This window comes from Haliea atlantica (assembly GCF_054779855.1).
The window spans coordinates 65407-87754 of sequence record NZ_BAAGXL010000014.1 but is presented as its reverse complement, the minus strand read 5'-3'; the positions used below and the strand labels follow the sequence as shown (position 1 = coordinate 87754).

General features: G+C 60.3%; 36 protein-coding genes. 2 read left to right on the top strand and 34 right to left on the bottom strand.

Features of this window, described 5'->3' with window-relative positions:
* Positions 1–85 precede the first annotated feature (85 nt).
* From rplQ to ACYVGS_RS10240, 30 genes are all read right to left on the bottom strand, one after another.
* Positions 86–499: a bL17 family ribosomal protein gene (rplQ, locus tag ACYVGS_RS10385; RefSeq protein ID WP_460588611.1), complete on the bottom strand. Its 414-nt coding sequence runs from the start codon at positions 497–499 to the stop codon at positions 86–88.
* Between the two features lie 57 nt (positions 500–556).
* Positions 557–1561 (bottom strand): DNA-directed RNA polymerase subunit alpha, encoded by a 1005-nt coding sequence (locus tag ACYVGS_RS10380; protein WP_460588610.1) that lies wholly within the window; start codon positions 1559–1561, stop codon positions 557–559.
* A gap of 27 nt (positions 1562–1588) precedes the next feature.
* Entirely contained in the window at positions 1589–2209 is a 621-nt protein-coding gene (gene rpsD, locus ACYVGS_RS10375) for a 30S ribosomal protein S4 (protein ID WP_460588609.1), read from the bottom strand.
* A gap of 20 nt (positions 2210–2229) precedes the next feature.
* Entirely contained in the window at positions 2230–2622 is a 393-nt protein-coding gene (gene rpsK, locus ACYVGS_RS10370) for a small ribosomal subunit protein uS11 (RefSeq protein WP_460588608.1), read from the bottom strand.
* A 76-nt stretch (positions 2623–2698) separates the two neighbouring features.
* Positions 2699–3055 carry a 30S ribosomal protein S13 gene (gene rpsM, locus ACYVGS_RS10365; RefSeq protein ID WP_460588607.1) on the bottom strand — a complete coding sequence of 119 codons (357 nt, stop codon included), beginning with the start codon at positions 3053–3055 and terminating at the stop codon, positions 2699–2701.
* 139 nt (positions 3056–3194) lie between these two features.
* Positions 3195–3311: a 50S ribosomal protein L36 gene (gene rpmJ, locus ACYVGS_RS10360; protein ID WP_460588606.1), complete on the bottom strand. Its 117-nt coding sequence runs from the start codon at positions 3309–3311 to the stop codon at positions 3195–3197.
* Positions 3312–3338: 27 nt separating this feature from the next.
* Entirely contained in the window at positions 3339–4661 is a 1323-nt protein-coding gene (gene secY / locus ACYVGS_RS10355) for a preprotein translocase subunit SecY (RefSeq protein ID WP_460588605.1), read from the bottom strand.
* Positions 4661–5095, bottom strand: a complete 435-nt coding sequence (rplO, locus tag ACYVGS_RS10350; protein WP_460588662.1) for a 50S ribosomal protein L15 — start codon at positions 5093–5095, stop codon at positions 4661–4663. Before rplO ends, secY begins: the two co-directional genes overlap by 1 nt.
* 15 nt (positions 5096–5110) lie before the next feature.
* Positions 5111–5293, bottom strand: coding sequence for a 50S ribosomal protein L30 (gene rpmD, locus ACYVGS_RS10345; RefSeq protein WP_460588604.1), 183 nt, complete (start codon positions 5291–5293; stop codon positions 5111–5113).
* Between the two features lie 19 nt (positions 5294–5312).
* Positions 5313–5825 (bottom strand): 30S ribosomal protein S5, encoded by a 513-nt coding sequence (gene rpsE / locus ACYVGS_RS10340; protein WP_460588603.1) that lies wholly within the window; start codon positions 5823–5825, stop codon positions 5313–5315.
* Between the two features lie 9 nt (positions 5826–5834).
* Entirely contained in the window at positions 5835–6185 is a 351-nt protein-coding gene (gene rplR, locus ACYVGS_RS10335) for a 50S ribosomal protein L18 (RefSeq protein ID WP_460588602.1), read from the bottom strand.
* Between the two features lie 10 nt (positions 6186–6195).
* Entirely contained in the window at positions 6196–6723 is a 528-nt protein-coding gene (gene rplF, locus ACYVGS_RS10330; protein ID WP_460588601.1) for a 50S ribosomal protein L6, read from the bottom strand.
* 24 nt (positions 6724–6747) lie between these two features.
* Complete coding sequence (rpsH, locus tag ACYVGS_RS10325; RefSeq protein ID WP_460588600.1) at positions 6748–7143, bottom strand: 30S ribosomal protein S8; 396 nt, start codon at positions 7141–7143, stop codon at positions 6748–6750.
* Between the two features lie 15 nt (positions 7144–7158).
* Positions 7159–7464 (bottom strand): uS14 family ribosomal protein, encoded by a 306-nt coding sequence (gene rpsN, locus ACYVGS_RS10320; protein ID WP_460588599.1) that lies wholly within the window; start codon positions 7462–7464, stop codon positions 7159–7161.
* Between the two features lie 12 nt (positions 7465–7476).
* Positions 7477–8016, bottom strand: coding sequence for a large ribosomal subunit protein uL5 (gene rplE, locus ACYVGS_RS10315; protein ID WP_460588598.1), 540 nt, complete (start codon positions 8014–8016; stop codon positions 7477–7479).
* Positions 8017–8038: 22 nt separating this feature from the next.
* A complete protein-coding gene (gene rplX / locus ACYVGS_RS10310; protein WP_460588597.1) occupies positions 8039–8353 on the bottom strand; it encodes a 50S ribosomal protein L24 in 315 nt (104 codons plus the stop codon).
* 25 nt (positions 8354–8378) lie between these two features.
* Entirely contained in the window at positions 8379–8747 is a 369-nt protein-coding gene (gene rplN, locus ACYVGS_RS10305) for a 50S ribosomal protein L14 (RefSeq protein WP_027950932.1), read from the bottom strand.
* 42 nt (positions 8748–8789) lie between these two features.
* The gene (gene rpsQ / locus ACYVGS_RS10300; protein WP_460588596.1) at positions 8790–9056 is read right to left on the bottom strand and encodes a small ribosomal subunit protein uS17; all 267 of its coding nucleotides are present in this window, start codon (positions 9054–9056) and stop codon (positions 8790–8792) included.
* 2 nt (positions 9057–9058) lie between these two features.
* Positions 9059–9250 (bottom strand): large ribosomal subunit protein uL29, encoded by a 192-nt coding sequence (rpmC, locus tag ACYVGS_RS10295; RefSeq protein ID WP_460588595.1) that lies wholly within the window; start codon positions 9248–9250, stop codon positions 9059–9061.
* Positions 9250–9663 (bottom strand): large ribosomal subunit protein uL16, encoded by a 414-nt coding sequence (gene rplP / locus ACYVGS_RS10290; protein WP_460588594.1) that lies wholly within the window; start codon positions 9661–9663, stop codon positions 9250–9252. Before rplP ends, rpmC begins: the two co-directional genes overlap by 1 nt.
* Positions 9664–9674: 11 nt before the next feature.
* Complete coding sequence (gene rpsC, locus ACYVGS_RS10285; protein ID WP_460588593.1) at positions 9675–10343, bottom strand: small ribosomal subunit protein uS3; 669 nt, start codon at positions 10341–10343, stop codon at positions 9675–9677.
* Positions 10344–10354: 11 nt separating this feature from the next.
* Positions 10355–10699 carry a large ribosomal subunit protein uL22 gene (gene rplV / locus ACYVGS_RS10280; RefSeq protein WP_460588592.1) on the bottom strand — a complete coding sequence of 115 codons (345 nt, stop codon included), beginning with the start codon at positions 10697–10699 and terminating at the stop codon, positions 10355–10357.
* A gap of 28 nt (positions 10700–10727) precedes the next feature.
* Positions 10728–11003: a 30S ribosomal protein S19 gene (rpsS, locus tag ACYVGS_RS10275; protein WP_460588591.1), complete on the bottom strand. Its 276-nt coding sequence runs from the start codon at positions 11001–11003 to the stop codon at positions 10728–10730.
* A 38-nt stretch (positions 11004–11041) separates the two neighbouring features.
* Positions 11042–11869: a large ribosomal subunit protein uL2 gene (gene rplB, locus ACYVGS_RS10270; RefSeq protein ID WP_460588590.1), complete on the bottom strand. Its 828-nt coding sequence runs from the start codon at positions 11867–11869 to the stop codon at positions 11042–11044.
* Between the two features lie 13 nt (positions 11870–11882).
* Positions 11883–12179: a 50S ribosomal protein L23 gene (rplW, locus tag ACYVGS_RS10265; RefSeq protein WP_460588589.1), complete on the bottom strand. Its 297-nt coding sequence runs from the start codon at positions 12177–12179 to the stop codon at positions 11883–11885.
* A complete protein-coding gene (rplD, locus tag ACYVGS_RS10260) occupies positions 12176–12793 on the bottom strand; it encodes a 50S ribosomal protein L4 (protein WP_460588588.1) in 618 nt (205 codons plus the stop codon). The genes rplW and rplD overlap by 4 nt, the downstream gene beginning before the upstream one ends.
* A 17-nt stretch (positions 12794–12810) precedes the next feature.
* Positions 12811–13446, bottom strand: coding sequence for a large ribosomal subunit protein uL3 (rplC, locus tag ACYVGS_RS10255; protein ID WP_460588587.1), 636 nt, complete (start codon positions 13444–13446; stop codon positions 12811–12813).
* Positions 13447–13561: 115 nt separating this feature from the next.
* Positions 13562–13873, bottom strand: coding sequence for a 30S ribosomal protein S10 (gene rpsJ, locus ACYVGS_RS10250; RefSeq protein WP_116366776.1), 312 nt, complete (start codon positions 13871–13873; stop codon positions 13562–13564).
* A gap of 112 nt (positions 13874–13985) precedes the next feature.
* A complete protein-coding gene (locus tag ACYVGS_RS10245; RefSeq protein ID WP_460588586.1) occupies positions 13986–14300 on the bottom strand; it encodes a TraR/DksA family transcriptional regulator in 315 nt (104 codons plus the stop codon).
* Between the two features lie 15 nt (positions 14301–14315).
* Positions 14316–14555: a YdcH family protein gene (locus tag ACYVGS_RS10240; protein ID WP_460588585.1), complete on the bottom strand. Its 240-nt coding sequence runs from the start codon at positions 14553–14555 to the stop codon at positions 14316–14318.
* Positions 14556–14743: 188 nt separating this feature from the next.
* Here ACYVGS_RS10240 and ACYVGS_RS10235 point away from each other — a divergent pair, with 188 nt between their 5' ends.
* On the top strand, positions 14744–15118 hold the full coding sequence (locus tag ACYVGS_RS10235) for an NINE protein (protein ID WP_460588661.1): 375 nt from the start codon (positions 14744–14746) through the stop codon (positions 15116–15118).
* Positions 15119–15221: 103 nt separating this feature from the next.
* Here ACYVGS_RS10235 and tuf read toward each other — a convergent pair whose 3' ends face one another.
* The 4 genes from tuf to rpsL form a co-directional block, all read right to left on the bottom strand.
* On the bottom strand, positions 15222–16448 hold the full coding sequence (gene tuf / locus ACYVGS_RS10230) for an elongation factor Tu (protein ID WP_460588584.1): 1227 nt from the start codon (positions 16446–16448) through the stop codon (positions 15222–15224).
* Between the two features lie 29 nt (positions 16449–16477).
* Positions 16478–18589, bottom strand: a complete 2112-nt coding sequence (gene fusA / locus ACYVGS_RS10225) for an elongation factor G (RefSeq protein WP_460588583.1) — start codon at positions 18587–18589, stop codon at positions 16478–16480.
* 36 nt (positions 18590–18625) lie between these two features.
* Positions 18626–19096: a small ribosomal subunit protein uS7 gene (rpsG, locus tag ACYVGS_RS10220; RefSeq protein ID WP_460588582.1), complete on the bottom strand. Its 471-nt coding sequence runs from the start codon at positions 19094–19096 to the stop codon at positions 18626–18628.
* A 126-nt stretch (positions 19097–19222) separates the two neighbouring features.
* Positions 19223–19594, bottom strand: coding sequence for a 30S ribosomal protein S12 (gene rpsL, locus ACYVGS_RS10215; protein ID WP_460588581.1), 372 nt, complete (start codon positions 19592–19594; stop codon positions 19223–19225).
* A gap of 453 nt (positions 19595–20047) precedes the next feature.
* Between rpsL and fusA (ACYVGS_RS10210) the strand changes: the two genes are divergently transcribed.
* Entirely contained in the window at positions 20048–22132 is a 2085-nt protein-coding gene (gene fusA, locus ACYVGS_RS10210; protein WP_460588580.1) for an elongation factor G, read from the top strand.
* Positions 22133–22348: the final 216 nt, after the last annotated feature.

The following is a 22348-nucleotide window of genomic DNA, read 5'->3' as shown; positions in this document are numbered from 1 at the left end:
CGGCCCGGCCTCGGAACGCAGCAACAAAAAAGCCGGGACATGCCCGGCTTTTTTGTGAACCCCTGGCACAGGGCCAGGGCGCGACTCAATCCTCGTCGCTGGAACTTTCGCTGCTGGAAGAGCTGGAATCTTCATCCTCGAGGGGACGATCCACCAGCTCAACCCACGCCATCGGCGCATTGTCACCGGCGCGAAAGCCACACTTCAGGATACGGATGTAACCACCCGGACGATCCTGGTAGCGCGGGCCCAGCTCGGTGAACAGCTTGCCAACTGCTGCCTTGTCGCGGGTGCGATCGAAAGCCAGACGGCGATTGGCGACGCTGTCCTGCTTGGCCAGGGTAATCAGAGGCTCAGCGTAGCTGCGCAGCTCCTTTGCCTTGGGCAGGGTGGTCTTGATCAGCTCGTGCTGCACCAGTGACACGGTCATGTTGCGGAACATGGCCTTGCGGTGCGAAGAGTTTCGGTTTAACTGACGTCCACTGTGACGATGACGCATGGTCTCAATCCTGTATTCTGTGCTATCTCAGCACTGCCATTCTGTTAACTTCGCGACTCAGATGCTGAGCACGCGTTCGTCGTTCTTGAGACTGGCGGGCGGCCAGTTGTCCAGGCGCATGCCCAGAGACAGACCGCGGGAGGCCAGTACGTCCTTGATTTCGGTGAGCGACTTCTTGCCCAGGTTGGGCGTTTTGAGCAGCTCGACCTCGGTGCGCTGGACGAGATCACCGATGTAGTAGATATTTTCCGCCTTGAGGCAGTTGGCGGAACGAACCGTGAGCTCCAGGTCATCGACCGGGCGCAACAGGATCGGATCGACTTCATCTTCCTCGACCACGGACTCGGACTCGGACTCGGACTCGAGGTCCACGAAGACCGCCAGCTGTTGCTGAAGGATCGTCGCTGCACGACGGATCGCCTCTTCCGGATCAATGGTACCGTTGGTTTCCAGATCCAGAACCAGTTTGTCCAGGTCGGTACGTTGCTCAACACGTGCCGCTTCAACCACGTAGGCCACCCGACTTACCGGGGAGAAGCTGGCATCCAGGTGCAGGCGGCCGATAGCGCGAGTTTCATCTTCCGGCGTCTGACGGCTGTCGGCCGGAGAATAGCCACGACCGCGGCTGACCGTCATCCGCATGCTCACGTCCTTGCTGCCATTGATGTGGCAGATGACATGGTCGGGGTTGCGCACTTCGATATCGTGATCGACCTGAATATCGCCGGCCGTGACGACGCCGGGGCCCTTCTTGTGCAGGGTCAGCTCCGCCTCGTCCTTGCCATTCATGACCAGGGCAACACCCTTCAGGTTGAGCAGGATCTCGATAACGTCTTCCTGCACACCCTCAATGGCACTGTACTCGTGCAGTACACCATCGATCTCGACTTCGGTAATGGCACAGCCGGGCATGGATGACAGCAGGATACGACGCAGCGCATTGCCCAGGGTATGACCGAAGCCCCGCTCCAGTGGCTCGAGGGTCACCTGTGCGCGAGTGCTGGTCTTCTCTTCAACGTTGATCACGCGGGGCGTGAGAAACTCGTTAACTGCAGTCTGCATTCTGGCACCTGTTTGATGAGTGGCGTATTACTTGGAGTACAGTTCCACGATCAGGTTTTCATTGATCTCGGAAGACAACTCCTGGCGCTCCGGCGCAGCCTTGAACACCCCTTCCAGCTTGTCGGCGTTGACCTCGATCCACTCGGGTTCGCCGCGCTGGGCTGCCAACGCCACCGCAGATTGAACCCGCAGCTGCTTCTTGGCTTTTTCACGAACGGCCACGACATCACCAGCCTTCACCTGGTAGGAAGCGATGTTGACAACCGCGCCGTTAACCGTGATGCACTTGTGACTTACCAGCTGGCGCGCTTCGGCACGGGTAGAGCCAAAGCCCATGCGATAAACCACGTTATCGAGACGGCTTTCCAGCAGCTGCAGCAGGTTTTCACCCGTTGCGCCCTTGAGCCGTGCAGCTTCCTTGTAGTAGTTGCGGAACTGCTTTTCCAGCACGCCATAGATGCGGCGAACCTTCTGCTTCTCACGCAGCTGCACACCGTAGTCGGACAGACGGCCACGGCGCGCGCCGTGCTGACCGGGAGCCGCTTCCGGCTTGCATTTGCTTTCCAGGGCACGCACGCCGCTCTTGAGCATCAGGTCGGTGCCCTCGCGACGTGAGAGCTTGCACTTGGGTCCAATGTATCGAGCCATGTCAGTTCTTCCTGTATGCCTTAAACGCGACGTTTCTTGGGCGGACGACAGCCATTGTGTGGGATCGGCGTCACGTCGGTGATGTTGCTGACCTTGTACCCACAGGCATTCAGCGCACGAACCGCGGACTCACGACCCGGGCCGGGGCCCTTGACCTGCACGTCGAGGTTCTTCAAACCGTATTCCTTGGCTGCTTCGCCGGCGCGCTCTGCTGCCACCTGGGCGGCAAAGGGCGTGCTCTTGCGGGAGCCGCGGAACCCGGAGCCACCCGAGGTCGCCCAGCTCAGGGTGTTACCCTGGCGGTCGGTAATGGTCACGATGGTGTTGTTGAAAGACGCGTGGATGTGCGCGATGCCGTCCACTACGGTCTTGGTGATCTTCTTGCGAGTGCTCTTGGCACCTGGCTTGGCCATAATCTTGTTCCTGCTTTAATATCAACACTGCACTGCGGTGCAGCTACACTAAAAAGGATTCGCGTGCGCGAGCGCCTTACTTGCGAATCGGCTTGCGCGGCCCCTTGCGGGTACGGGCATTGGTCTTCGTGCGCTGACCGCGCAGAGGCAGACCGCGACGGTGACGCAGACCGCGGTTGCAGCCGAGGTCCATGAGACGCTTGATGTTCATGGACACCTCACGCCGCAGGTCGCCTTCGACCGTAATTTCGCCGACCTTGTTACGCAGCACGTCGATCTGCTCTTCGCTGAGCTCACCGATCTTGGCATTCTCGGCGATACCCGAATCGGCGCAGAGGCGCTTGGCCTGGGACCGACCGATACCGTAGATATAGGTCAGGGAGATAACAGCATGCTTGTTATCAGGTATGTTGACGCCGGCAATACGAGCCATCCAACTCTCTCCAAATACTCAGTGCGCAGCCAGAGCTGCTGCGACAGACTGCGTCCGGACCCCGAAAGCAAATGCTCGGGGTGCGGCGCGAAAGGCGCAGCATTCTAGCGGCATGTTAACCAAAAATCAACAGCAGGCCTCAGCCCTGACGCTGCTTGTGGCGCGGGTCTGTGGCGCAGATCACCCGGACAACGTTGTTGCGACGGACAATCTTGCAGTTCCTGCAGATTTTCTTGACCGATGCACGTACTTTCATTGCTCTGTCTCCAAAAGTCCGGACCCGTCAGCGGCCGGAGGCTCCATAGTTGTTCAGCTTGGCCTTTTTCATCACCGAATCGTACTGGTGCGACATCAGGTGGCTCTGCACCTGGGCCATGAAGTCCATGACCACGACCACCACGATCAGCAATGAAGTACCGCCAAGGTAAAACGGTACATTCCACATCACGACGAGGAACTGCGGCATGAGGCACACAAGAGCGATGTAGGCAGAGCCGAAAACCGTCAAGCGCGTCAGCACACCATCAATGTAATTCGCCGTCTGCTGCCCCGGGCGAATACCGGGCACGAAGGCACCGGACCGCTTGAGGTTTTCCGCCACTTCCTGGGGGTTGAACATCAACGCCGTATAGAAGAAGCAGAAGAACACGATAAACGCCGTGAACAGCAGTATGTTCAGTGGCTGGCCCGGGCCAATGGCCAGCGCCAGATCCTGCAGCCAGTCCGCGGAGCCACTCGAGCCGAACCACTGGGCGATCGACGCGGGGAACAGCAGGATGCTGCTGGCGAAAATGGCCGGGATCACCCCCGCCATGTTCACCTTCAGGGGCAGATGCGAGCTCTGGGCCTGCATCATGCGGCGCCCCTGCTGCCGCTTTGCATAGTTGACCGTGATCCGGCGCTGACCGCGCTCGATGAACACGATCATGTAGATCACGGCTATTGCCAGGGCCAGGATGAACAGCAGCACCAGGATATTCAGCTCACCCTGCCGCGCCTGCTCCAGAGACTGGCCAATCGCCGCCGGAAGACCGGCCACGATACCCGCGAAGATCAGCAGCGAAATACCGTTGCCGACACCCTTCTCGGTGATCTGCTCGCCGAGCCACATCATGAACACGGCACCGGTCACCAGCGAGGTGATCGCGATCACGTAGAACACGATGGATGCATCGTAGGACATACCCTGATTGGCCATGCCCACTGTCATCCCGGTCGCCTGAACGATCGCCAGTACCACCGTCAGATAACGGGTGTACTGACTGATCTTGCGACGACCGGACTCGCCTTCCTTCTTGAGCTGTTCCAGCTGTGGCGTCACCGCGGACATCAACTGCATGATGATCGATGCGGAGATGTAAGGCATGATACCCAGTGCCAGAATACTCATGCGCTCCAGTGCACCACCGGAGAACATGTTGGCCAGCCCCAGGATGGTGCCCTGGTTCTGATTGAACAGCGCGGCCAACTGCGCGGGGTCAATGCCCGGCACCGGGATATGCGTCCCGATGCGGTAGACGATAATCGCCACCAGGACAAAACGAAGGCGAGCAAACAGCTCGCCCATGCCCGCCTTGCTGACGTTCGGCAGCTGACCCTTGGCCATTATGCTTCGACCTTGCCGCCGGCCTTCTCGATCGCTTCCCGGGCACCCTTGGTGACCGCCAGCCCCTTGACCGTCAATGCGCGATTGACTTCACCGGACAGGAATACGCGAGCACGCTCGACATTGCCACGCAGCACATCCGCAGCCTTGAGCGTCTCGAGATCCACCACGTCACCCTGCACGGCATTCAGTTCACCGAGGCGAACCTGCGCCGTGGTACGGGATACACGCGAGGTGAAGCCGTACTTGGGCAGACGCTTTTGCAGCGGCATCTGGCCACCCTCGAAACCGGGGCGCACCTTGCCGCCGGAACGGGATTTCTGACCCTTGTGGCCACGACCGGCCGTCTTGCCCAGGCCGCTGCCGATACCGCGACCGACACGCTTGTTGTCCTTGCGTGCACCCGGAGCCGGACTAAGGGTATTCAGTCGCATTACATCTGACATGGTTTACTCCTCGACCCTGACCAGGTAGTTAACTTTGTTGATCATTCCGCGCACGGAGGGCGTATCCTCCACCTCGACCGTGTGGCCGATGCGGCGCAGACCCAGACCCGCAACGCAGGCCTGGTGCTTTTTCTGGCGACCGCAGGTGCTTTTCACCTGGGTAACCTTGATCATTGACTTCGCCATCTCTCGCACATCCCGCCTGTCAGTTCAGAATTTCTTCCACGGTCTTGCCACGCTTGGCGGCAACATCATCCGGCGCCGCCATGTCGCGCAGACCGTTGAAGGTAGCACGGACCACGTTCACGGGATTGGTGGAGCCGTAGCACTTGGCCAGTACGTCGTGAACACCGGCAATTTCCAGCACCGCACGCATCGCACCGCCGGCAATAACTCCGGTACCCTCGGAGGCCGGCTGCATGTACACCTTGGAGGCGCCATGACTGGCCTTGACCGGGTACTGCAGCGTGCTGCCCTTCAGGTCCACCTGGATCATGTTGCGACGGGCGGCTTCCATGGCTTTCTGGATAGCGACCGGAACCTCACGGGCCTTGCCGCGACCGAAGCCGACTTTCCCGTTGCCGTCGCCGACTACCGTCAGGGCGGTGAAGGAAAAGATACGACCACCCTTGACCACCTTGGCAACACGGTTGACCTGCACCAGCTTTTCCTGCAGATCGCCGTCCTGTTGCTGCTTCTTCTGATCGTTAAACGCCATAACCCTACCCTAGAATTCCAGTCCACTTTCACGGGCGGCGTCCGCAAGCGCCTTGATACGACCGTGATACTTGTAGCCACTGCGATCAAAAGCCACCTTGTCGATACCGGCTGCCTTGGCACGTTCGGCCACCAGCTTGCCCACGGCAGCTGCGGCATCGATATTGCCGGTGCTGCCACTGCGCAGGCTGCTGTCCAGCGTAGAGGCGCTGGCCAGCACACGATCACCCGCCGGCGCGAAGACCTGGGCGTAGATGTGCCGCGGCGTACGGTGAACCGCCAGGCGGTTTACACCCTGCTCGCGCATGCGATTGCGGGCGCGACGTGCGCGACGCAGCCTTGCTTCATTTTTTGCGCTCATCTCAACCTACCTACTTTTTCTTGGCTTCTTTACGCCGGATGTTCTCGTCGGCGAAGCGAATACCCTTGCCCTTGTAAGGCTCCGGAGGACGTACGGCACGGATCTTCGCCGCCGCCTCACCCACGGCCTGCTTGTCGATACCCTTGAGCACGACTTCAGTCTGGCTGGGAGTCTCTGCGCTGACACCCTCCGGCAGAGCGAAATCCACCGCATGGGACAGGCCCACGGTCAGATTCACTGACTTGCCGTCGGCCTTGGCACGATAACCAACACCGTTGAGGATCAGGCGACGCTCCCAGCCCTGGCTGACGCCGACTACCATGTTGTTCAGCAGTGCGCGGGTCGTGCCGGCGATTGCCTTGACCTTGTCGTCGTCATAGGCAACACGCAGCTGATTGTCTTCCTGGTTCACCTGAACGCCTTCGGCCAGGGTCAGCGCGAGGCTGCCCTTGCCACCCTTCACGGTGAGGTCGCGACCGTTCACTGTCACTTCCACCCCTTTGGGGAGCGCTACCGGATTCTTTGCGACTCTAGACATGTTGAATGCTCTTTAACTCAAAAATCAGAATACAGTGCAGAGCACTTCGCCGCCGATGTTCGCAGCACGCGCCGCACGATCGGTCATGACACCCCGCGAGGTGGAGACGATAGCGACACCCAGACCACCGCGAACCGAAGGCAGCTCTTCCTTGCCTGCATAGTTGCGCAGACCGGGACGGCTGACACGATCAATCTCTGCGATAACCGGCTTGCCCTGGTAGTACTTAAGCTCGATCGCCAGGCGCGGCTTGCCACTTTCGTTGCTGGCCTGGAAGTCGGTGATGTAACCCTCGTCCTTCAGTACCTGGGCAACGGCGGCCTTCAGCTTGGAACCGGGCATTTCCACAGACGCCTTGCCCGCCATCTGGGCATTGCGGATGCGGGTCAGCATATCTGACAGCGGATCTTGCATACTCATGTTCGAATCTCTCCGTTACCAGCTGGCTTTTACCAGCCCGGGTACATCGCCGCGCATCGCCGCTTCACGCAGCTTGTTGCGGCACAGGCCAAACTTCCGATATACCGCGTGAGGACGCCCGGTCAGCTGGCAGCGACGCTGCCGGCGCACGGGGCTCGCATCCCGGGGCAATTTCTGCAGCGCCATCTGCGCGTCCCACTTCTCCTCGTCGGAGATATTGGGATTGCTCAGAGTTGCCTTCAGCTCCGCCCTCTTGGCCGCATACTTGGCCACCATGCGAGCACGTTTCTGCTCACGAGCGATCATCGATTTTTTAGCCATTGAATAAGCCTCTTAACCTTTCAGGGGGAAGTTGAAGGCACGCAGCAGCGCCCGCCCTTCATCATCCGTACGCGCCGTGGTTGTGATGGTGATGTCCATGCCACGCAGTGCATCCACCTGGTCGTATTCGATCTCAGGGAAGATGATCTGCTCACTCACACCCATGGCGAAGTTGCCGCGCCCGTCAAAGGACTTCGGGCTGATGCCGCGGAAGTCGCGAATACGGGGGATCGCGATGCTGATCAGGCGATCCAGGAACTCGTACATGCGATCGGAACGCAGGGTCACCTTGCAGCCAATCGGCCAGCCATCGCGAATCTTGAAGCCGGCGATGGATTTGCGGGCAACCGTGACCACCGGCTTCTGACCGGCGATGCGGGTCATTTCCGCCACCGCATTGTCGAGCACTTTCTTGTCGCCCACAGCCTCACCGACACCCATGTTCAGGGTGATCTTGGTGATGCGGGGAACTTCCATCACATTGCTCAGACCCAGCTCTTCCTTCAGGCGAGGAGCGATCTCGGTCTTGTACCTGTCTTTCAACGTTGCCATGTCTTCTACCTTTCAACCCGACTCAGGCGTCGATTGCCTCGCCACTGGATTTGAAGATACGCACCTTGGTATCCCCTTCCACCTTGAAACCAACCCGGTCGGCCTTGCTGGTAGCAGGGTTGAAGATCGCGACGTTGGACACCTGGATCGGTGCTTCGCGCTCCACGATACCGCCGGCAACCCCCATTTGCGGGTTGGGCCGGGTGTGCTTCTTAACCATATTAATGCCGGCGACAATCAAGCGATTGTCAGGCAGCACCTTGCGAACCTTGCCGCGCTTACCCTTGTCCTTGCCGGCCAGGATAATCACTTCGTCATCGCGCTTGATCTTCAACATTTGCTGTCCTCTCCCTCTCGGCCGCTCAGATCACTTCGGGGGCCAGAGAAATAATCTTCATGAACTTCTCACCGCGCAGCTCGCGGGTCACCGGCCCGAAAATACGGGTGCCGATGGGCGCCTGCTGGTTGTTCAGCAGAACAGCGGCGTTATCGTCAAACTTGATCAGGGAGCCATCGGGACGGCGAACACCCTTGCGAGTGCGCACGACCACGGCGGTCATGACCTGACCTTTCTTGACCTTGCCCCGCGGAATGGCTTCCTTCACGGTCACCTTGATCAGGTCGCCCACGCGTGCGTAACGACGCTTGGAGCCACCCAGGACCTTGATACACATCACGCGACGGGCACCGCTGTTGTCAGCGACTTCCAAATACGACTCTGTCTGAATCATCTCTTACTCCAAACTGCGGCCTGTGCCGCAACGATGCTGCGCTTATACCTGGGTGGCACTTTCCACGACTTCGAGCAGTTTCCAGGTCTTGGTCCTGGACAGCGGCCGGGACTCCGTCACTTTGACAGTGTCACCGATGTTGCACTGGTTGCTCTCGTCGTGGGCATGGATCTTGGACGAGCGGGTAATGTACTTGCCGTACACAGGGTGCTTGACCCGACGCTCGATCAGAACCGTGATGGTCTTGTCCATCTTGTTGCTGACGACCTTGCCCGTGGCTACGCGGACGCGCTTCTCTGCACCTGACATACTCAGTTACCTGCCTTTTCTTTCAGCACAGTCTTGACGCGTGCGATGTCGCGCTGGTTCTGCTGCAACAGATGGCTCTGACCCAGCTGACCAGTGGACTTTTGCATGCGCAGCTTGAACTGCTCCTCGCGAAGGGAGAGCAGCTGCTTGTTCAGGTCCTCGGGGGACTTATCACGCAATTCGCTGGCTTTCATCACATCACCGACCGTTTTACAAAAGTTGTCGCTACCGGAATCTTGGCTGCGGCCAGGGAAAATGCCTCCCGCGCCAGTTCCTCGGAAACGCCCTGCACTTCGTACAGCACCTTCCCGGGCTGGATCTGTGCCACCCAGTACTCGACGTTACCCTTACCTTTACCCTGACGGACTTCCAGGGGCTTGCCGGTAATCGGCTTGTCCGGGAAGACACGAATCCAGATCTTGCCACCCCGCTTGATATGGCGGGTCATCGCACGACGCGCGGCCTCGATCTGGCGCGCCGTGATGCGGCCGCGACCGGTAGCCTTGAGACCAAACTCGCCGAAGCTCACCTTGCTTCCGCGATGGGCCAGGCCGCGGTTGCGGCCCTTCATTGTCTTGCGAAATTTAGTACGCTTTGGTTGGAGCATCTGCGTAACCCTTAATTAGTTGCGGTCTTCCTGGCGGTGTCCGAGTGCTCACCACCGATGACCTCGCCCTTGAAAATCCATACCTTTACGCCAATGATGCCGTAGGTCGTGGAGGCCTCGTAGGTCGCGTAATCGATATCCGCGCGCAGGGTGTGCAGGGGCACACGGCCTTCGCGGTACCACTCGGTGCGCGCAATCTCCGCGCCACCCAGACGGCCACCCACCTGAACCTTGATACCTTCGGCGCCCTGACGCATGGCGTTCTGTACCACGCGCTTCATGGCGCGGCGGAACATCACACGACGCTCCAGCTGCTGGGCCACGTTCTGTGCAACCAGTCTGGCATCGAGATCCGGCTTGCGGATTTCCTCGATGTTGATGTGCACAGGTACACCCATCATGTCGGCCAGGGTCTTGCGCAGCGCATCCACATCCTCGCCCTTCTTGCCAATCACAATCCCGGGACGGGCAGTGTGAATGGTGATGCGGGCAGTCTGGGCCGGACGCTCGATAACGACGCGACTGACGGAGGCGTTCTCCAGCTTCTTCTCGATGAACTTGCGCACCTCGAGATCAGTGATCAGTGTCTTCGCGTAGTTCTTGCTGTCCGCATACCAGATCGAGTTGTGGTCCCTGACGATACCCAACCGGATGCCGACCGGATGTACTTTCTGACCCATGTGGTCTTCTCCTAACCTTGGCCTTGGCCGTCTGCAACTTTTACCGTGATATGACAGGAACGCTTGAAAATGCGATCCGCGCGACCTTTCGCCCGCGGGCGAAGACGCTTCATGGTCATACCTTCGTCGACAAAGATGCTGGAGACCTTGAGCTCATCAACGTCAGCACCTTCGTTGTTCTCAGCATTGGCAATTGCCGAATCCAGTACTTTCTTGACAATGTGAGCCGCCTTCTTGGGGCTGAACTCCAGCAGGCTCAGCGCCTCGCCCACAGCCTTCCCGCGCACCTGGTCGGCTACCAGCCGAGCCTTCTGCGCGGAAATCCGGGCACCTTTCAGTCTTGCTGCAACTTCCATCTCAATAACCCTCGCTGTGGCCCCGCGCTTAGCGCTTCGCCTTCTTGTCCACGATGTGGCCCTTGAACGTGCGGGTTACCGCAAATTCACCCAGCTTGTGACCGACCATGTCTTCGTTGATCAGGACCGGCACATGCTGGCGGCCATTGTGGATGGCGATCGTCAGCCCGACCATATCCGGCGCGATCATCGAGCGGCGCGACCAGGTCTTGATCGGACGACGGTCGTTGCTCTCGATGGCGGCCTCTACTTTCTTCATCAGGTGAAGGTCGATAAAGGGACCTTTCTTCAGTGAACGCGGCACAATGTCTTCCTCTAATCTCTCGTCTCTATCGACCGGGCTTACTTCTTGCCACGACGGCGCACGATCAACTTGTCGGTACGCTTGTTCGAACGGGTCTTGTAACCCTTGGTCGGCGTACCCCAGGGGCTGACCGGGTGGCGACCACCAGAGGTCCGACCCTCACCACCACCATGCGGGTGGTCAACCGGGTTCATGGCCACACCGCGCACGGTGGGACGTACACCACGCCAACGGGCGGCGCCGGCCTTGCCGAGCTTGCGCAGGCTGTGCTCGGTGTTGGACACTTCGCCAATGGTTGCCCGGCAATCGGACAACACGCGACGCATCTCACCGGAGCGCAGACGCAGGGTTGCATACTGACCTTCGCGAGCAACCAGCTGCACCGAGGCACCCGCGGAACGGGCGATCTGCGCACCCTTGCCGGGCTTCAGCTCAATCGCGTGGATCACCGAACCCACGGGAATGTTGCGCAGCGGCAGGCAGTTACCGGTCTTGATCGGTGCTGCGGGGCCGGACTGCAGCATATCGCCCGCCTTCACGCCACGGGGCGCAATGATGTAGCGACGCTCGCCGTCAGCGAACAGCAGCAGCGCGATGTGGGCGGTGCGGTTGGGGTCGTACTCAATACGCTCGACCTTCGCCGGGATGCCGTCCTTGTTGCGCTTGAAATCCACCAGCCGGTAGTGCTGCTTGTGACCACCGCCAACGTGACGCGTGGTGATCCGGCCGTTGTTGTTACGACCGCCGGAACGGCTCTGCTTCTCGAGCAGGGGCCGGTAGGGAGCACCCTTGTGCAGGTCCTCGCTGACCACGCGCACAACATGGCGGCGTCCGGGCGAGGTGGGCTTACTTGTCAGAACTGCCATTTGATCCTACTCCTTACTCAGCCGCCGCAAAGTCGATGTCCTGACCCTGGGCCAGGCGCACATAGGCCTTTTTCCAGGTCGGCTTGGAGGTCAGACCAAAGCGATTGCGCTTGGTCTTGCCCTTGACTTTCAAGGTCTGCACGGCTTCCACCTTGACCTTGAACAGCTGCTCGACGGACTTCTTGATCTCCAGCTTGGTGGCATTCGGCGCCACCTTGAAGACGTACTGGTTACGGGTATCAGCCAGCAGCGCAGCCTTTTCGGATACGTGCGGCGCTACCAGCACCTGGAAAATGCGCTCCTGGTTCATGCCAGCATCTCCTCAAACTTCTTCACCGCATCGACGGTCACCATGACCTTGTCGTGGGCGATCAGGCTGACCGGATCAATACCCTCGACATCGCGCACGTCGACCTTGTGCAGGTTGCGCGCTGCCAGGTAGAGGTTCTCACCCACCTCGGAGGTCACAATCAGCACGCTCTCCAGACCGTACTCACCCAGCTGCTTCGCCAGCAACTTGGTCTTCGGCGCCTCAACGTCGACACCCTCTACCACCAGAAGGCGATCCTGGCGCGCCAGCTCGGACATGATCGAACGGATGGCCGCACGGTACATCTTCCGATTGACCTTCTGACCGTGATCCTGGGGACGGGCCGCAAAGGTCACACCACCACTGCGCCACAGGGGCGAACGGATGGTGCCCGCACGGGCCCGACCACTGCCCTTCTGGCGCCAGGGCTTCTTGCCACCGCCACTCACGTCGGAGCGGGTCTTCTGGGCACGGGTACCCTGACGAGCGCCGGCCAGGTAGGCCGTGACCACCTGATGAACCAGGTCCTCGTTGAACTCGCGACCGAAGGTGGTTTCGGAGACCGAAACCGTACCCGCCTGCGCGTTACCCGGCTTGACTACATTCAATTCCACGTTAGCAACCCCCTGCCTTAAGCCTTGACCGCCGGACGCACGACCACGTCACCGCCCGGCGCACCGGGGACAGCGCCCTTGATCAGGAGCAGATTGCGCTCCACATCAACGCGTACAATCTCCAGACCCTGGGTAGTCACCTTGGCGGCACCCATGTGGCCCGCCATTTTCTTGCCCTTGAACACGCGACCCGGGGTCTGACACTGACCGATAGAACCCGGCGCACGGTGAGACAGCGAGTTGCCGTGGGTGGCATCCTGGGTGGAGAAGTTCCAGCGCTTGATCACGCCCTGGAAGCCCTTGCCGCGAGACTGACCCGCAACATCGACCTTCTGGCCGGCCTCGAAGCGCTCAACGGTCAGCTCGGTACCGATGGCCGGGGCCTCTTCGGCACCCTCCAGACGGAACTCCCACAAACCGTTACCGGCCTCGACACCCGCCTTGGCGAAATGTCCAGCTTCTGATTTACTCACTTTCGAGGCCTTGCGGCTGCCTGCCGTGACCTGGATCGCCCGATAGCCATCGCTCTCGAGCTCTTTGATCTGAGTAACGCGGTTTGGAGCAATCTCCACTACGGTTACTGGAATGGATACGCCGTCTTCGGTAAAGACACGAGTCATACCGGACTTACGGCCGACTAAGCCAATAGTCATTTTGCTAACCTCTCCGTGTACGGGGCTTACCCTCTATGGCCGCCCTATGACCTGGGTCATCGGGCGTTACACACTCGGGACTCCTGCCCCAAGCAGGTCTTGCTACGAGTTGTCGTCAACCAAGACTGATCTGTACTTCTACACCTGCTGCCAGGTCCAACTTCATCAGGGCGTCCACCGTCTTTTCGGTGGGCTCCACGATGTCCAACAGACGCTTGTGGGTACGAATTTCGTACTGGTCACGTGCATCCTTGTTTACGTGCGGGGAAATCAGCACGGTGTACTTTTCCTTCCGGGTCGGAAGCGGGATCGGGCCCCGTACCTGCGCGCCGGTGCGGCGTGCGGTCTCGACAATCTCCTGTGTAGACGTATCTATCAGGCGATGATCGAAGGCCTTGAGGCGAATGCGAATACGCTGGTTCTGCACTTGACCTGACTCCAATCAATAAACAACCAGGGGCCCGCTGGGAGCCCCCCGAAAAAGGAACGCGAATTCTAGTGGCCGCCCCGGCAGGTGTCAAGCAGCCGTCTGGAAAATTTTATTCGGCACAGGCCACGCAGCGGGTGGTTTCCGGGCGCGCCAGGAGACGGGCCTCGGGAATCGGCTCCCCGCAGCGCTCGCATTCGCCATAACTCCCGGATTCAAGCCGCTCGAGGGCCAGCCGAATCTCGCGAATGGACTGCTCGGCCTCGACGCCAATGGCGCTTTCCACCTCTTCGTTCTCCCGCTCCTGGGCCTGCTCGGCAGAATCCGCCGAGTGGGACTTGCGCAGATCCTGGCGGACGCTCGCCAGCCGACCCTCAAGTTCCGACAGGCGCTCCGTCAGCTGCCGCCTCAGTCGCTCAATATTCATGGGCCCTCCGCTCGCTCAACCAGCACTCAACAGACAGTAGAGCGCGTCCTTGAGATGCAGGCGCCGCAGCTTTGCCTGCTCCTCGGTCTGGGTGGCCGTCGGCTCCACCTCATTCTCCATGTTTTCAATCTCACGCGTCAGCTCGTGGTACTCCTCGAACAGCTTGCGAAAGTGTGCATCTTCCACCTTCAACTGGTGAATGCGCTCACGGAATTCGGGAAACTCGTGAACCAGATCATGATGCTCGACAGACATGTTGCTCAACCTCCTGGGCCGGTATCAGTGTGCCTAGGCTACGCTTTCACAGGCGATCTGGCCATGATCCAGATCATGACCGCACCGGCGAGGCACGCTTGACCGCAGGGGCCTCGCGGGAGACTATCGCCCTTGTTTGCCGGGGAGAATCGACCGTGAACCGCAATAACGACACCCACTCCGTCCTCATGGGCTACCTGCTTTGGATCTTCGGCTTCATCGGGGCCCACCGCTTCTACTACGGACGCCAGATCACCGGAACCATCTGGTTCTTCACCCTGGGCCTGTTTTTCATCGGCTGGATCATTGACCTGTTCCTGATTCCGTCCATGGACCGCGATGCCGACCGTCGCTACGTGGCCGGTCCTACCGACTACAACCTCTGCTGGATCCTGCTGACCTTCCTCGGGGTGTTCGGTGTGCACCGCTTTTACATGGGCAAGATCTTCACCGGGCTGATCTACCTGGTCACCCTGGGGCTGTTCGGGCTGGGCATTCTCTACGATTTCCTGACCCTGAACGGGCAGATCTCCGAACGCAACACCGCCGCCCAGGGTTACTGAGGCCAGTCACGAGCCCACAACGAAAAAGCCCGGCGTGGGCCGGGCTTTCTCTGGAGTGGCGGGCGCGGCTAGCTAGCGCCACACCCAACCGGGGTCATCGCAATCAGTCGATGATCTTGGCAACCACGCCGGCGCCGACGGTGCGGCCACCTTCGCGGATCGCGAAGCGCAGACCATCTTCCATGGCGATCGGTGCAATCAGCGTCACCACCATCTGGATGTTGTCGCCCGGCATGACCATCTCGACGCCTTCCGGCAGCTCACAGGCACCGGTCACGTCCGTGGTACGGAAGTAGAACTGCGGACGGTAGCCCTTGAAGAACGGGGTGTGACGACCACCTTCTTCCTTGGACAGCACGTAAACTTCCGCCTCGAACTTGGTGTGCGGGGTTACGCTGCCCGGCTTCGCCAGGACCTGACCACGCTCCACTTCCTCGCGCTTGGTGCCGCGCAGCAGGATACCAACGTTCTCGCCAGCACGACCTTCGTCCAGCAGTTTGCGGAACATTTCCACGCCGGTGCAGGTAGTCTTCTGGGTGTCGCGGATACCCACGATCTCGATCTCGTCGCCCACCTTGATGATGCCGCGCTCGACACGACCGGTAACCACGGTGCCGCGACCGGAGATGGAGAACACGTCTTCCACCGGCATCAGGAAGGTCTGGTCGATCGCACGCTCCGGCTCCGGAATGTACTCGTCCAGGGTCTCTACCAGCTTCTTGACCGCGGATACGCCCAGCTCGTTCTCATCTTCACCGTTCAGCGCCATCAGCGCGGAACCGCAGATGATCGGGGTGTCGTCGCCCGGGAAGTCGTAGGTGTCGAGCAGCTCGCGCAGCTCCATTTCCACCAGCTCCTTCATCTCGGCGTATTCCTCGGTGTCCGCACCGCCGCAGTCTTCTGCCAGCAGGTCGGCCTTGTTCAGGAATACCACGATGTAGGGTACGCCCACCTGGCGGGACAGCAGGATGTGCTCGCGGGTCTGCGGCATCGGGCCGTCAGTCGCGCCACACACCAGGATCGCGCCGTCCATCTGCGCCGCACCGGTGATCATGTTCTTCACGTAGTCGGCGTGACCGGGGCAGTCAACGTGCGCGTAGTGACGGCTCGGAGAGTCGTACTCCACGTGGGAGGTCGCGATGGTGATACCACGCTCGCGCTCTTCCGGAGCGTTGTCGATACCATCAAAGGCCACCGCGGAACCACTGCCCCAGGCGTCAAAGCACACCTTGGTCAGCGCCGCCGTCAGCGTCGTCTTGCCATGGTCAACGTGACCAATGGTGCCCACGTTGACGTGGGGCTTACTACGTTCAAACTTTTCCTTTGCCACTGTAAGTCACCTCTATTGGATCACTGAAATTACTTGCCTGAATTCCTGGACATGATTTCCTGGGCGATGTTGTTCGGCGCCTCGGCGTACTGACTGAACTCCATCGTGTAGGTTGCACGCCCCTGGGTCGCCGAGCGCAGGTCAGTCGCATAACCGAACATCTCGGCGAGCGGAACCTCCGCATTGATCACCTTCCCGGACACACTTTCGTCCATCCCGGCAATCATGCCGCGGCGGCGGTTGAGATCGCCGACCACGTCCCCCATGTTTTCTTCGGGGGTCACCACCTCGACTTTCATCATCGGCTCCAGCAACACCGCACCGCCCTTCTCGGACAGCTTTTTGGTAGCCATGCTGGCGGCGATCTTGAACGCCATCTCGTTGGAGTCCACGTCGTGGAAGGAACCGTCGTACAGGGTAGCCTTCAGGCCGAGCAGCGGATAGCCGGCAAGCACGCCGTTCTGCATCTGCTCCTCGATACCCTTCTGTACCGCGGGAATATACTCCTTGGGTACGGCACCACCAACCACTTCGTTCTTGAACTCCAGGCCTTCGGCGTTTTCATCCTCGGCCGGCTCAAAACGGATCCACACATGCCCGTACTGGCCGCGGCCGCCGGATTGGCGCACAAACTTGCCTTCGATTTCGCACTTGTTGCGAATCCGCTCGCGGTAGGCCACCTGGGGCTTGCCAATATTGGCCTCGACGCTGAACTCGCGGCGCATTCGATCGACAATAATGTCGAGGTGCAGCTCACCCATCCCCGAGATGATCGTCTGACCGGTTTCCTCGTCGGTCTTGACGCGGAAGGAAGGATCTTCCTGGGCCAGCTTGCTCAGCGCTACGCCCATTTTTTCCTGGTCGGCCTTGGACCTGGGCTCCACGGCCACCGAAATCACCGGCTCGGGGAACTCCATGCGCTCGAGCACGATGGGGGACGCGGGATCACACAGGGTATCGCCGGTGGTGGTGTCCTTGAGGCCCACCGCCGCAGCAATATCCCCCGCCAGCACTTCCTTGATTTCTTCCCGGCTGTTCGCGTGCATCTGCACCATGCGACCAACCCGCTCTTTCTTTTGCTTGACCGAGTTGAGCACACCCGTACCGCTCTCCAGCTTCCCGGAGTACACCCGGAAGAAGGTCAGCGTCCCCACGAAGGGGTCGGTCGCGATCTTGAAGGCCAGCGCCGCGAAGGGCGCATCGTCGTCGGCCTCGCGGGTCTCCACCGTCTCCGCCTTGTCCAGCAGCGTGCCCTCGATGGCATGCACTTCCGTGGGCGACGGCAGGTACTCGATCACCGCGTCCAGCATTGCCTGAACGCCCTTGTTCTTGAAAGCAGAGCCGCCCAGCACCGGCACAATCTCATTGGCCAGGGTCCGCTGTCGGATGCCTTGCTTGATCTCCTCGACGGTAAGCTCGCCACCCTCGAGATACTTGTTCATCAGTTCTTCATTGGCTTCCGCGGCCGCTTCGACCAGCTGCTCCCGCAGCTCGGCACAGACATCGACTAGGTCCGCGGGAATATCTTCCAGCGAGAAGGTCATGCCCTGGTCGGACTCGTTCCAGATAATCGCCCGGTTCACCACCAGGTCGACCACACCCTTGAACTCGTCTTCCGCGCCAATCGTCATCTGCAGGGGCACCGGATTGGCCCCCAGCCGGGTCTTGAGCTGGCTGACCACACGCCGAAAATCGGCCCCGGCCCGGTCCATCTTGTTGACGAACACCATGCGGGGTACTTCGTACTTGTTGGCCTGGCGCCAGACCGTTTCGGTCTGGGGCTGCACCCCGGAGGAGCCGCACAGCACCACCACCGCCCCATCGAGAACACGCAGGGAGCGCTCCACCTCAATGGTGAAGTCGACGTGCCCGGGGGTGTCGATGATATTGATGCGGTGCTCGTCGAACTGCTGCCCCATGCCACGCCAGAAGCAGGTAGTGGCCGCGGAGGTAATGGTGATCCCCCGCTCCTGCTCCTGCTCCATCCAGTCCATGGTGGCGGCACCCTCGTGCACTTCACCCAGGCGGTGTGACCGCCCGGTATAGAAGAGTACGCGCTCCGTGGTGGTAGTCTTGCCCGCATCCACGTGGGCGCAGATACCGATATTGCGATATCGCTTGATAGGAGTCTTGCGTGCCACGACTAACTCTCCAGGGCCGGAATGCCAGTAACGATATTAGAACCGGTAGTGCGAGAACGCCTTGTTTGCCTCGGCCATGCGATGCACATCTTCACGCTTTCTGACAGCGTTACCCTTGCCCTGGGATGCATCGATGATCTCGCCGGCCAGACGCTGGCGCATCGATTTCTCGCCGCGGTTGCGGGCGTACTCCACCAGCCAGCGCATGGACAGCGCGACGCGGCGAGCCGGACGCACTTCCACCGGCACCTGATAGGTGGCACCACCCACACGGCGGGATTTGACCTCGACCATCGGCGCGATGTTTTCCAGCGCTTCGTCAAAGGCTTCGATGGGATCCTTGTTCAGCTTGTCGCGAACAATATCCAGCGCACCGTAAACAATGGTTTCGGCGACGGACTTCTTGCCGCTGATCATTACATGGTTCATGAACTTTGCCAGCGTCACATTGCCGAATTTGGGATCCGGCAGTATCTCGCGCTTGGCGACTACGCGTCTTCTTGGCATGTTGTTGCCCTTCTCTCTTCAGGTGAATCCGAACACCGACCTGCCACTACAAGGCGGGGGAGGCAGGGGTTCGGCCTTACTTTACTTTTTCGTCAGCGGGATGCGCCTTCGAATCTGCCCAACAGCTTACTTGGGACGCTTGGCACCGTACTTGGAACGACCGTTGCGGCGATTGGCCACACCGGAGGTATCCAGACTGCCGCGTACCGTGTGATAACGCACACCGGGCAAATCCTTTACACGACCGCCACGAATCAGCACCACACTGTGTTCCTGCAGGTTGTGGCCTTCACCACCGATGTACGAGGAAACCTCGTAACCGTTGGTCAGGCGAACACGACAGACTTTACGCAGTGCGGAGTTCGGCTTCTTCGGGGTCGTGGTGTAGACGCGAGTACACACACCGCGGCGCTGGGGGCAGCTCTGCAGGGCAGGTACGTCGCTTTTCTCTACTTTGCGCTTCCGAGGCTTACGAACCAATTGGTTGATCGTTGCCATTCAGTTAGAACTCCAAATAAAACGTTTCGTTTCACGGCGGTAGAACGCCGCCCTCACCACCATCCCGGGAACGCTTCAGGGGACGGGGCCGGGACTGCCATGCCGCCTGCGGCAAGGCATAGGAAACCACCCCAGGGAAAGAGGAGGCGCGCATTCTATAGACGGCCGAGACCCTCGTCAAGCCTGCGCCACCGGTGGATTGCCCGGGGGCGGGCCGCGGCACGCCTGCCCGGCCGGGCCCCGGCGAATCGGTCCCAGCGAGAGCCCGGGGGCCGCATTCAGCCCCCTCTGCAAGCCGCCCAGCAGCGACAGAATTGCGCACTCTGACGCAATCCGGGCATTTCCCTGCAAAAACACCGTAAATAGATTGCCTCGGCCCTCCCCACAGGGCGGCTTTTCCTGTACTCTTGCGGCCTGTTTTTTTGGCCAAAATTTAGTCACTTGGAAGGTGCAATGTCTGACCTATCTCTCTATCGCAATATCGGTATCTTCGCCCACGTAGACGCCGGCAAAACCACGACCACCGAGCGCATCCTCAAGCTCACCGGCAAGATCCACAAGCTGGGCGAGGTGCACGAGGGTGAATCCACCACCGACTTCATGGAGCAGGAAGCGGAGCGCGGCATTACCATTCAGTCCGCGGCCGTTACCTGTGCCTGGAAGGGCCACCGCCTGAATGTCATCGACACCCCCGGGCACGTTGACTTCACCGTCGAGGTGTACCGCTCCCTGAAGGTTCTGGATGGCGGTATCGGCGTGTTCTGCGGTTCCGGCGGCGTCGAGCCCCAGTCCGAAACCAACTGGCGCTACGCCAACGAATCCGAAGTGGCGCGGATCATCTTCGTCAACAAGCTGGACCGCATCGGCGCCGACTTCCTGCGCGTGGTTGATCAGGTCAAGCGGGTCCTGGGTGCCAAACCCCTGGTCATGACCCTGCCCATCGGTCGCGAAGACCAGTTCAAGGGCGTGGTCAATCTGCTCGAGAACAAAGCCTACATTTGGGACGATTCCGGCCAGCCGGAAAACTACTCCGTCGAGGAGGTGCCCGAGGACATGGTCGACCAGGTGGCCGAATACCGCGAGTACCTGATCGAAACCGCCCTGGAAATGGATGACGACCTGCTGATGGCCTACATGGAAGGCGAAGAGCCCTCCGAGGACGACATCAAGCGCTGCATCCGCAAGGGCACCCGCGACCTCGCCTTCTTCCCCACCTACTGCGGCTCCGCGTTCAAGAACAAGGGCATGCAGCTGGTGCTGGACGCCGTGGTCGACTACCTGCCGGCCCCCAACGAAGTGGACCCGCAGCCGCTGACCGACGAGGAAGGCAACGAAACCGGCAAGCACGCCATCGTTGACGTCGACGAGCCCTTCCGCGCCCTGGCCTTCAAGATCATGGACGACCGTTTCGGCGCCCTGACCTTTATCCGCATCTACTCGGGTCGCCTGAACAAGGGCGACACCATCCTTAACAGCTTCACCGGCAAGACCGAGCGTGTGGGCCGTATGGTGGAGATGCAGGCCGACCAGCGCACTGAGCTGAGCGCCGCCCATGCGGGTGACATTATCGCTATCGTCGGTCTGAAAAACGTTCAGACCGGTCACACCCTGTGCGACCCGAACAATCCCTGCACCCTGGAGGCCATGGTCTTCCCCGACCCGGTGATCTCCATCGCCGTGGCACCCAAGGACAAGGCCAGCGTCGAGAAAATGGGTATCGCCATCGGCAAACTGGTTGCCGAGGACCCCTCCTTCCGCGTCGAGACCGACGAGGATTCCGGTGAGACCATCCTCAAGGGCATGGGCGAACTGCACCTGGACATCAAGGTCGACATCCTCAAGCGCACCTACGGTGTCGAACTGGTGGTGGGCAAGCCCCAGGTGGCCTACCGCGAGACCATCACCCAGCAGATTGAAGATAGCTACACCCACAAGAAGCAGTCCGGTGGCTCCGGCCAGTTCGGTCGTATCGACTACCGGATCAAGCCCGGTGAGCCCGGCTCCGGCTTCGCCTTCTCCTCCTCGGTGGTGGGCGGTAACGTACCCAAAGAGTTCTTCCCGGCCATCGAGAAGGGCTTCAAGGTGATGATGGAAGAGGGCCCGATCGCCGGCTTCCCGGTACTTGACGTCGAAGTCGAGCTGTTCGACGGCTCCTACCACGCGGTAGACTCCTCGGCCATTGCCTTCGAGCTGGCCGCCAAGGGCGCATTCCGCCAGTCCATGCCCAAGGCCGCACCGCAGCTGATCGAGCCGATCATGAAGGTCGACGTGTTTACCCCGGAAGATCACGTGGGTGACGTCATCGGTGACCTCAACCGTCGCCGCGGCATGATCAAGGACCAGGAGCCTGGCCCGACCGGCGTGCGCATCAAGGCAGATGTCCCGCTGTCCGAGATGTTTGGCTATATCGGCCACCTGCGCACCATGACCTCAGGTCGCGGGCAGTTCTCCATGGAGTTCTCCCACTACCTGCCCTGCCCGCAGAACGTCTCCGAGCAGGTCATCGCTGAAGTGGCGGCACGCAAGAAAGCCGGCTGATCCACCTCCGCCGTTGAAAAAGCCGACCTCCGGGTCGGTTTTTTTTTCTCCGCGTTTTGCCCGCACGAGAGATCCCAGCCCCCGATAGCCCGGCTCTGCTGACGGGACCCGGTGCCAACCGCACTTTTCAAGGACAAAAAAAGGGCCCATCCCGGAGGGATGGGCCCTGAGTCATCGCCGCGAAGCCCGCGGGAGCGGGACTTCGCTATCGCCGAC

Excerpts from the sequence above, each read along its gene's own strand:
- rpsH (WP_460588600.1), bottom strand. The coding sequence starts at position 7,143 with ATGAGTATGCAAGATCCGCTGTCAGATATGCTGACCCGCATCCGCAAT.
- rplB (WP_460588590.1), bottom strand. The coding sequence starts at position 11,869 with ATGGCAGTTCTGACAAGTAAGCCCACCTCGCCCGGACGCCGCCATGTT.
- rpsN (WP_460588599.1), bottom strand. The coding sequence starts at position 7,464 with ATGGCTAAAAAATCGATGATCGCTCGTGAGCAGAAACGTGCTCGCATG.
- ACYVGS_RS10245 (WP_460588586.1), bottom strand. The coding sequence starts at position 14,300 with ATGAATATTGAGCGACTGAGGCGGCAGCTGACGGAGCGCCTGTCGGAA.
- rplX (WP_460588597.1), bottom strand. The coding sequence starts at position 8,353 with ATGTTGAAGATCAAGCGCGATGACGAAGTGATTATCCTGGCCGGCAAG.
- rplC (WP_460588587.1), bottom strand. The coding sequence starts at position 13,446 with ATGACTATTGGCTTAGTCGGCCGTAAGTCCGGTATGACTCGTGTCTTT.
- rplN (WP_027950932.1), bottom strand. The coding sequence starts at position 8,747 with ATGATTCAGACAGAGTCGTATTTGGAAGTCGCTGACAACAGCGGTGCC.
- rplQ (WP_460588611.1), bottom strand. The coding sequence starts at position 499 with ATGCGTCATCGTCACAGTGGACGTCAGTTAAACCGAAACTCTTCGCAC.
- rplR (WP_460588602.1), bottom strand. The coding sequence starts at position 6,185 with ATGAGCGCAAAAAATGAAGCAAGGCTGCGTCGCGCACGTCGCGCCCGC.
- secY (WP_460588605.1), bottom strand. The coding sequence starts at position 4,661 with ATGGCCAAGGGTCAGCTGCCGAACGTCAGCAAGGCGGGCATGGGCGAG.
- rplV (WP_460588592.1), bottom strand. The coding sequence starts at position 10,699 with ATGGAAGTTGCAGCAAGACTGAAAGGTGCCCGGATTTCCGCGCAGAAG.
- rpsC (WP_460588593.1), bottom strand. The coding sequence starts at position 10,343 with ATGGGTCAGAAAGTACATCCGGTCGGCATCCGGTTGGGTATCGTCAGG.
- fusA (WP_460588580.1), top strand. The coding sequence starts at position 20,048 with ATGTCTGACCTATCTCTCTATCGCAATATCGGTATCTTCGCCCACGTA.
- rplP (WP_460588594.1), bottom strand. The coding sequence starts at position 9,663 with ATGCTCCAACCAAAGCGTACTAAATTTCGCAAGACAATGAAGGGCCGC.
- rpsE (WP_460588603.1), bottom strand. The coding sequence starts at position 5,825 with ATGGCGTTTAACGATCAGAAGAAGCAGCAACAGGACGGCGATCTGCAG.
- ACYVGS_RS10380 (WP_460588610.1), bottom strand. The coding sequence starts at position 1,561 with ATGCAGACTGCAGTTAACGAGTTTCTCACGCCCCGCGTGATCAACGTT.
- ACYVGS_RS10240 (WP_460588585.1), bottom strand. The coding sequence starts at position 14,555 with ATGTCTGTCGAGCATCATGATCTGGTTCACGAGTTTCCCGAATTCCGT.
- rpsL (WP_460588581.1), bottom strand. The coding sequence starts at position 19,594 with ATGGCAACGATCAACCAATTGGTTCGTAAGCCTCGGAAGCGCAAAGTA.
- rplO (WP_460588662.1), bottom strand. The coding sequence starts at position 5,095 with ATGCGACTGAATACCCTTAGTCCGGCTCCGGGTGCACGCAAGGACAAC.
- rplE (WP_460588598.1), bottom strand. The coding sequence starts at position 8,016 with ATGGCAACGTTGAAAGACAGGTACAAGACCGAGATCGCTCCTCGCCTG.
- ACYVGS_RS10235 (WP_460588661.1), top strand. The coding sequence starts at position 14,744 with ATGGGCTACCTGCTTTGGATCTTCGGCTTCATCGGGGCCCACCGCTTC.
- rpsQ (WP_460588596.1), bottom strand. The coding sequence starts at position 9,056 with ATGTCAGGTGCAGAGAAGCGCGTCCGCGTAGCCACGGGCAAGGTCGTC.
- rplW (WP_460588589.1), bottom strand. The coding sequence starts at position 12,179 with ATGAACCAGGAGCGCATTTTCCAGGTGCTGGTAGCGCCGCACGTATCC.
- rpmJ (WP_460588606.1), bottom strand. The coding sequence starts at position 3,311 with ATGAAAGTACGTGCATCGGTCAAGAAAATCTGCAGGAACTGCAAGATT.
- rpsK (WP_460588608.1), bottom strand. The coding sequence starts at position 2,622 with ATGGCCAAGCCAGGTGCCAAGAGCACTCGCAAGAAGATCACCAAGACC.
- rpmD (WP_460588604.1), bottom strand. The coding sequence starts at position 5,293 with ATGGCGAAGTCAATGATCAAGGTTACCCAGGTGAAAAGCACCTGCGGT.
- rpsG (WP_460588582.1), bottom strand. The coding sequence starts at position 19,096 with ATGCCAAGAAGACGCGTAGTCGCCAAGCGCGAGATACTGCCGGATCCC.
- rpsD (WP_460588609.1), bottom strand. The coding sequence starts at position 2,209 with ATGGCTCGATACATTGGACCCAAGTGCAAGCTCTCACGTCGCGAGGGC.
- rpmC (WP_460588595.1), bottom strand. The coding sequence starts at position 9,250 with ATGAAAGCCAGCGAATTGCGTGATAAGTCCCCCGAGGACCTGAACAAG.
- rplF (WP_460588601.1), bottom strand. The coding sequence starts at position 6,723 with ATGTCTAGAGTCGCAAAGAATCCGGTAGCGCTCCCCAAAGGGGTGGAA.
- rpsM (WP_460588607.1), bottom strand. The coding sequence starts at position 3,055 with ATGGCTCGTATTGCCGGCGTCAACATACCTGATAACAAGCATGCTGTT.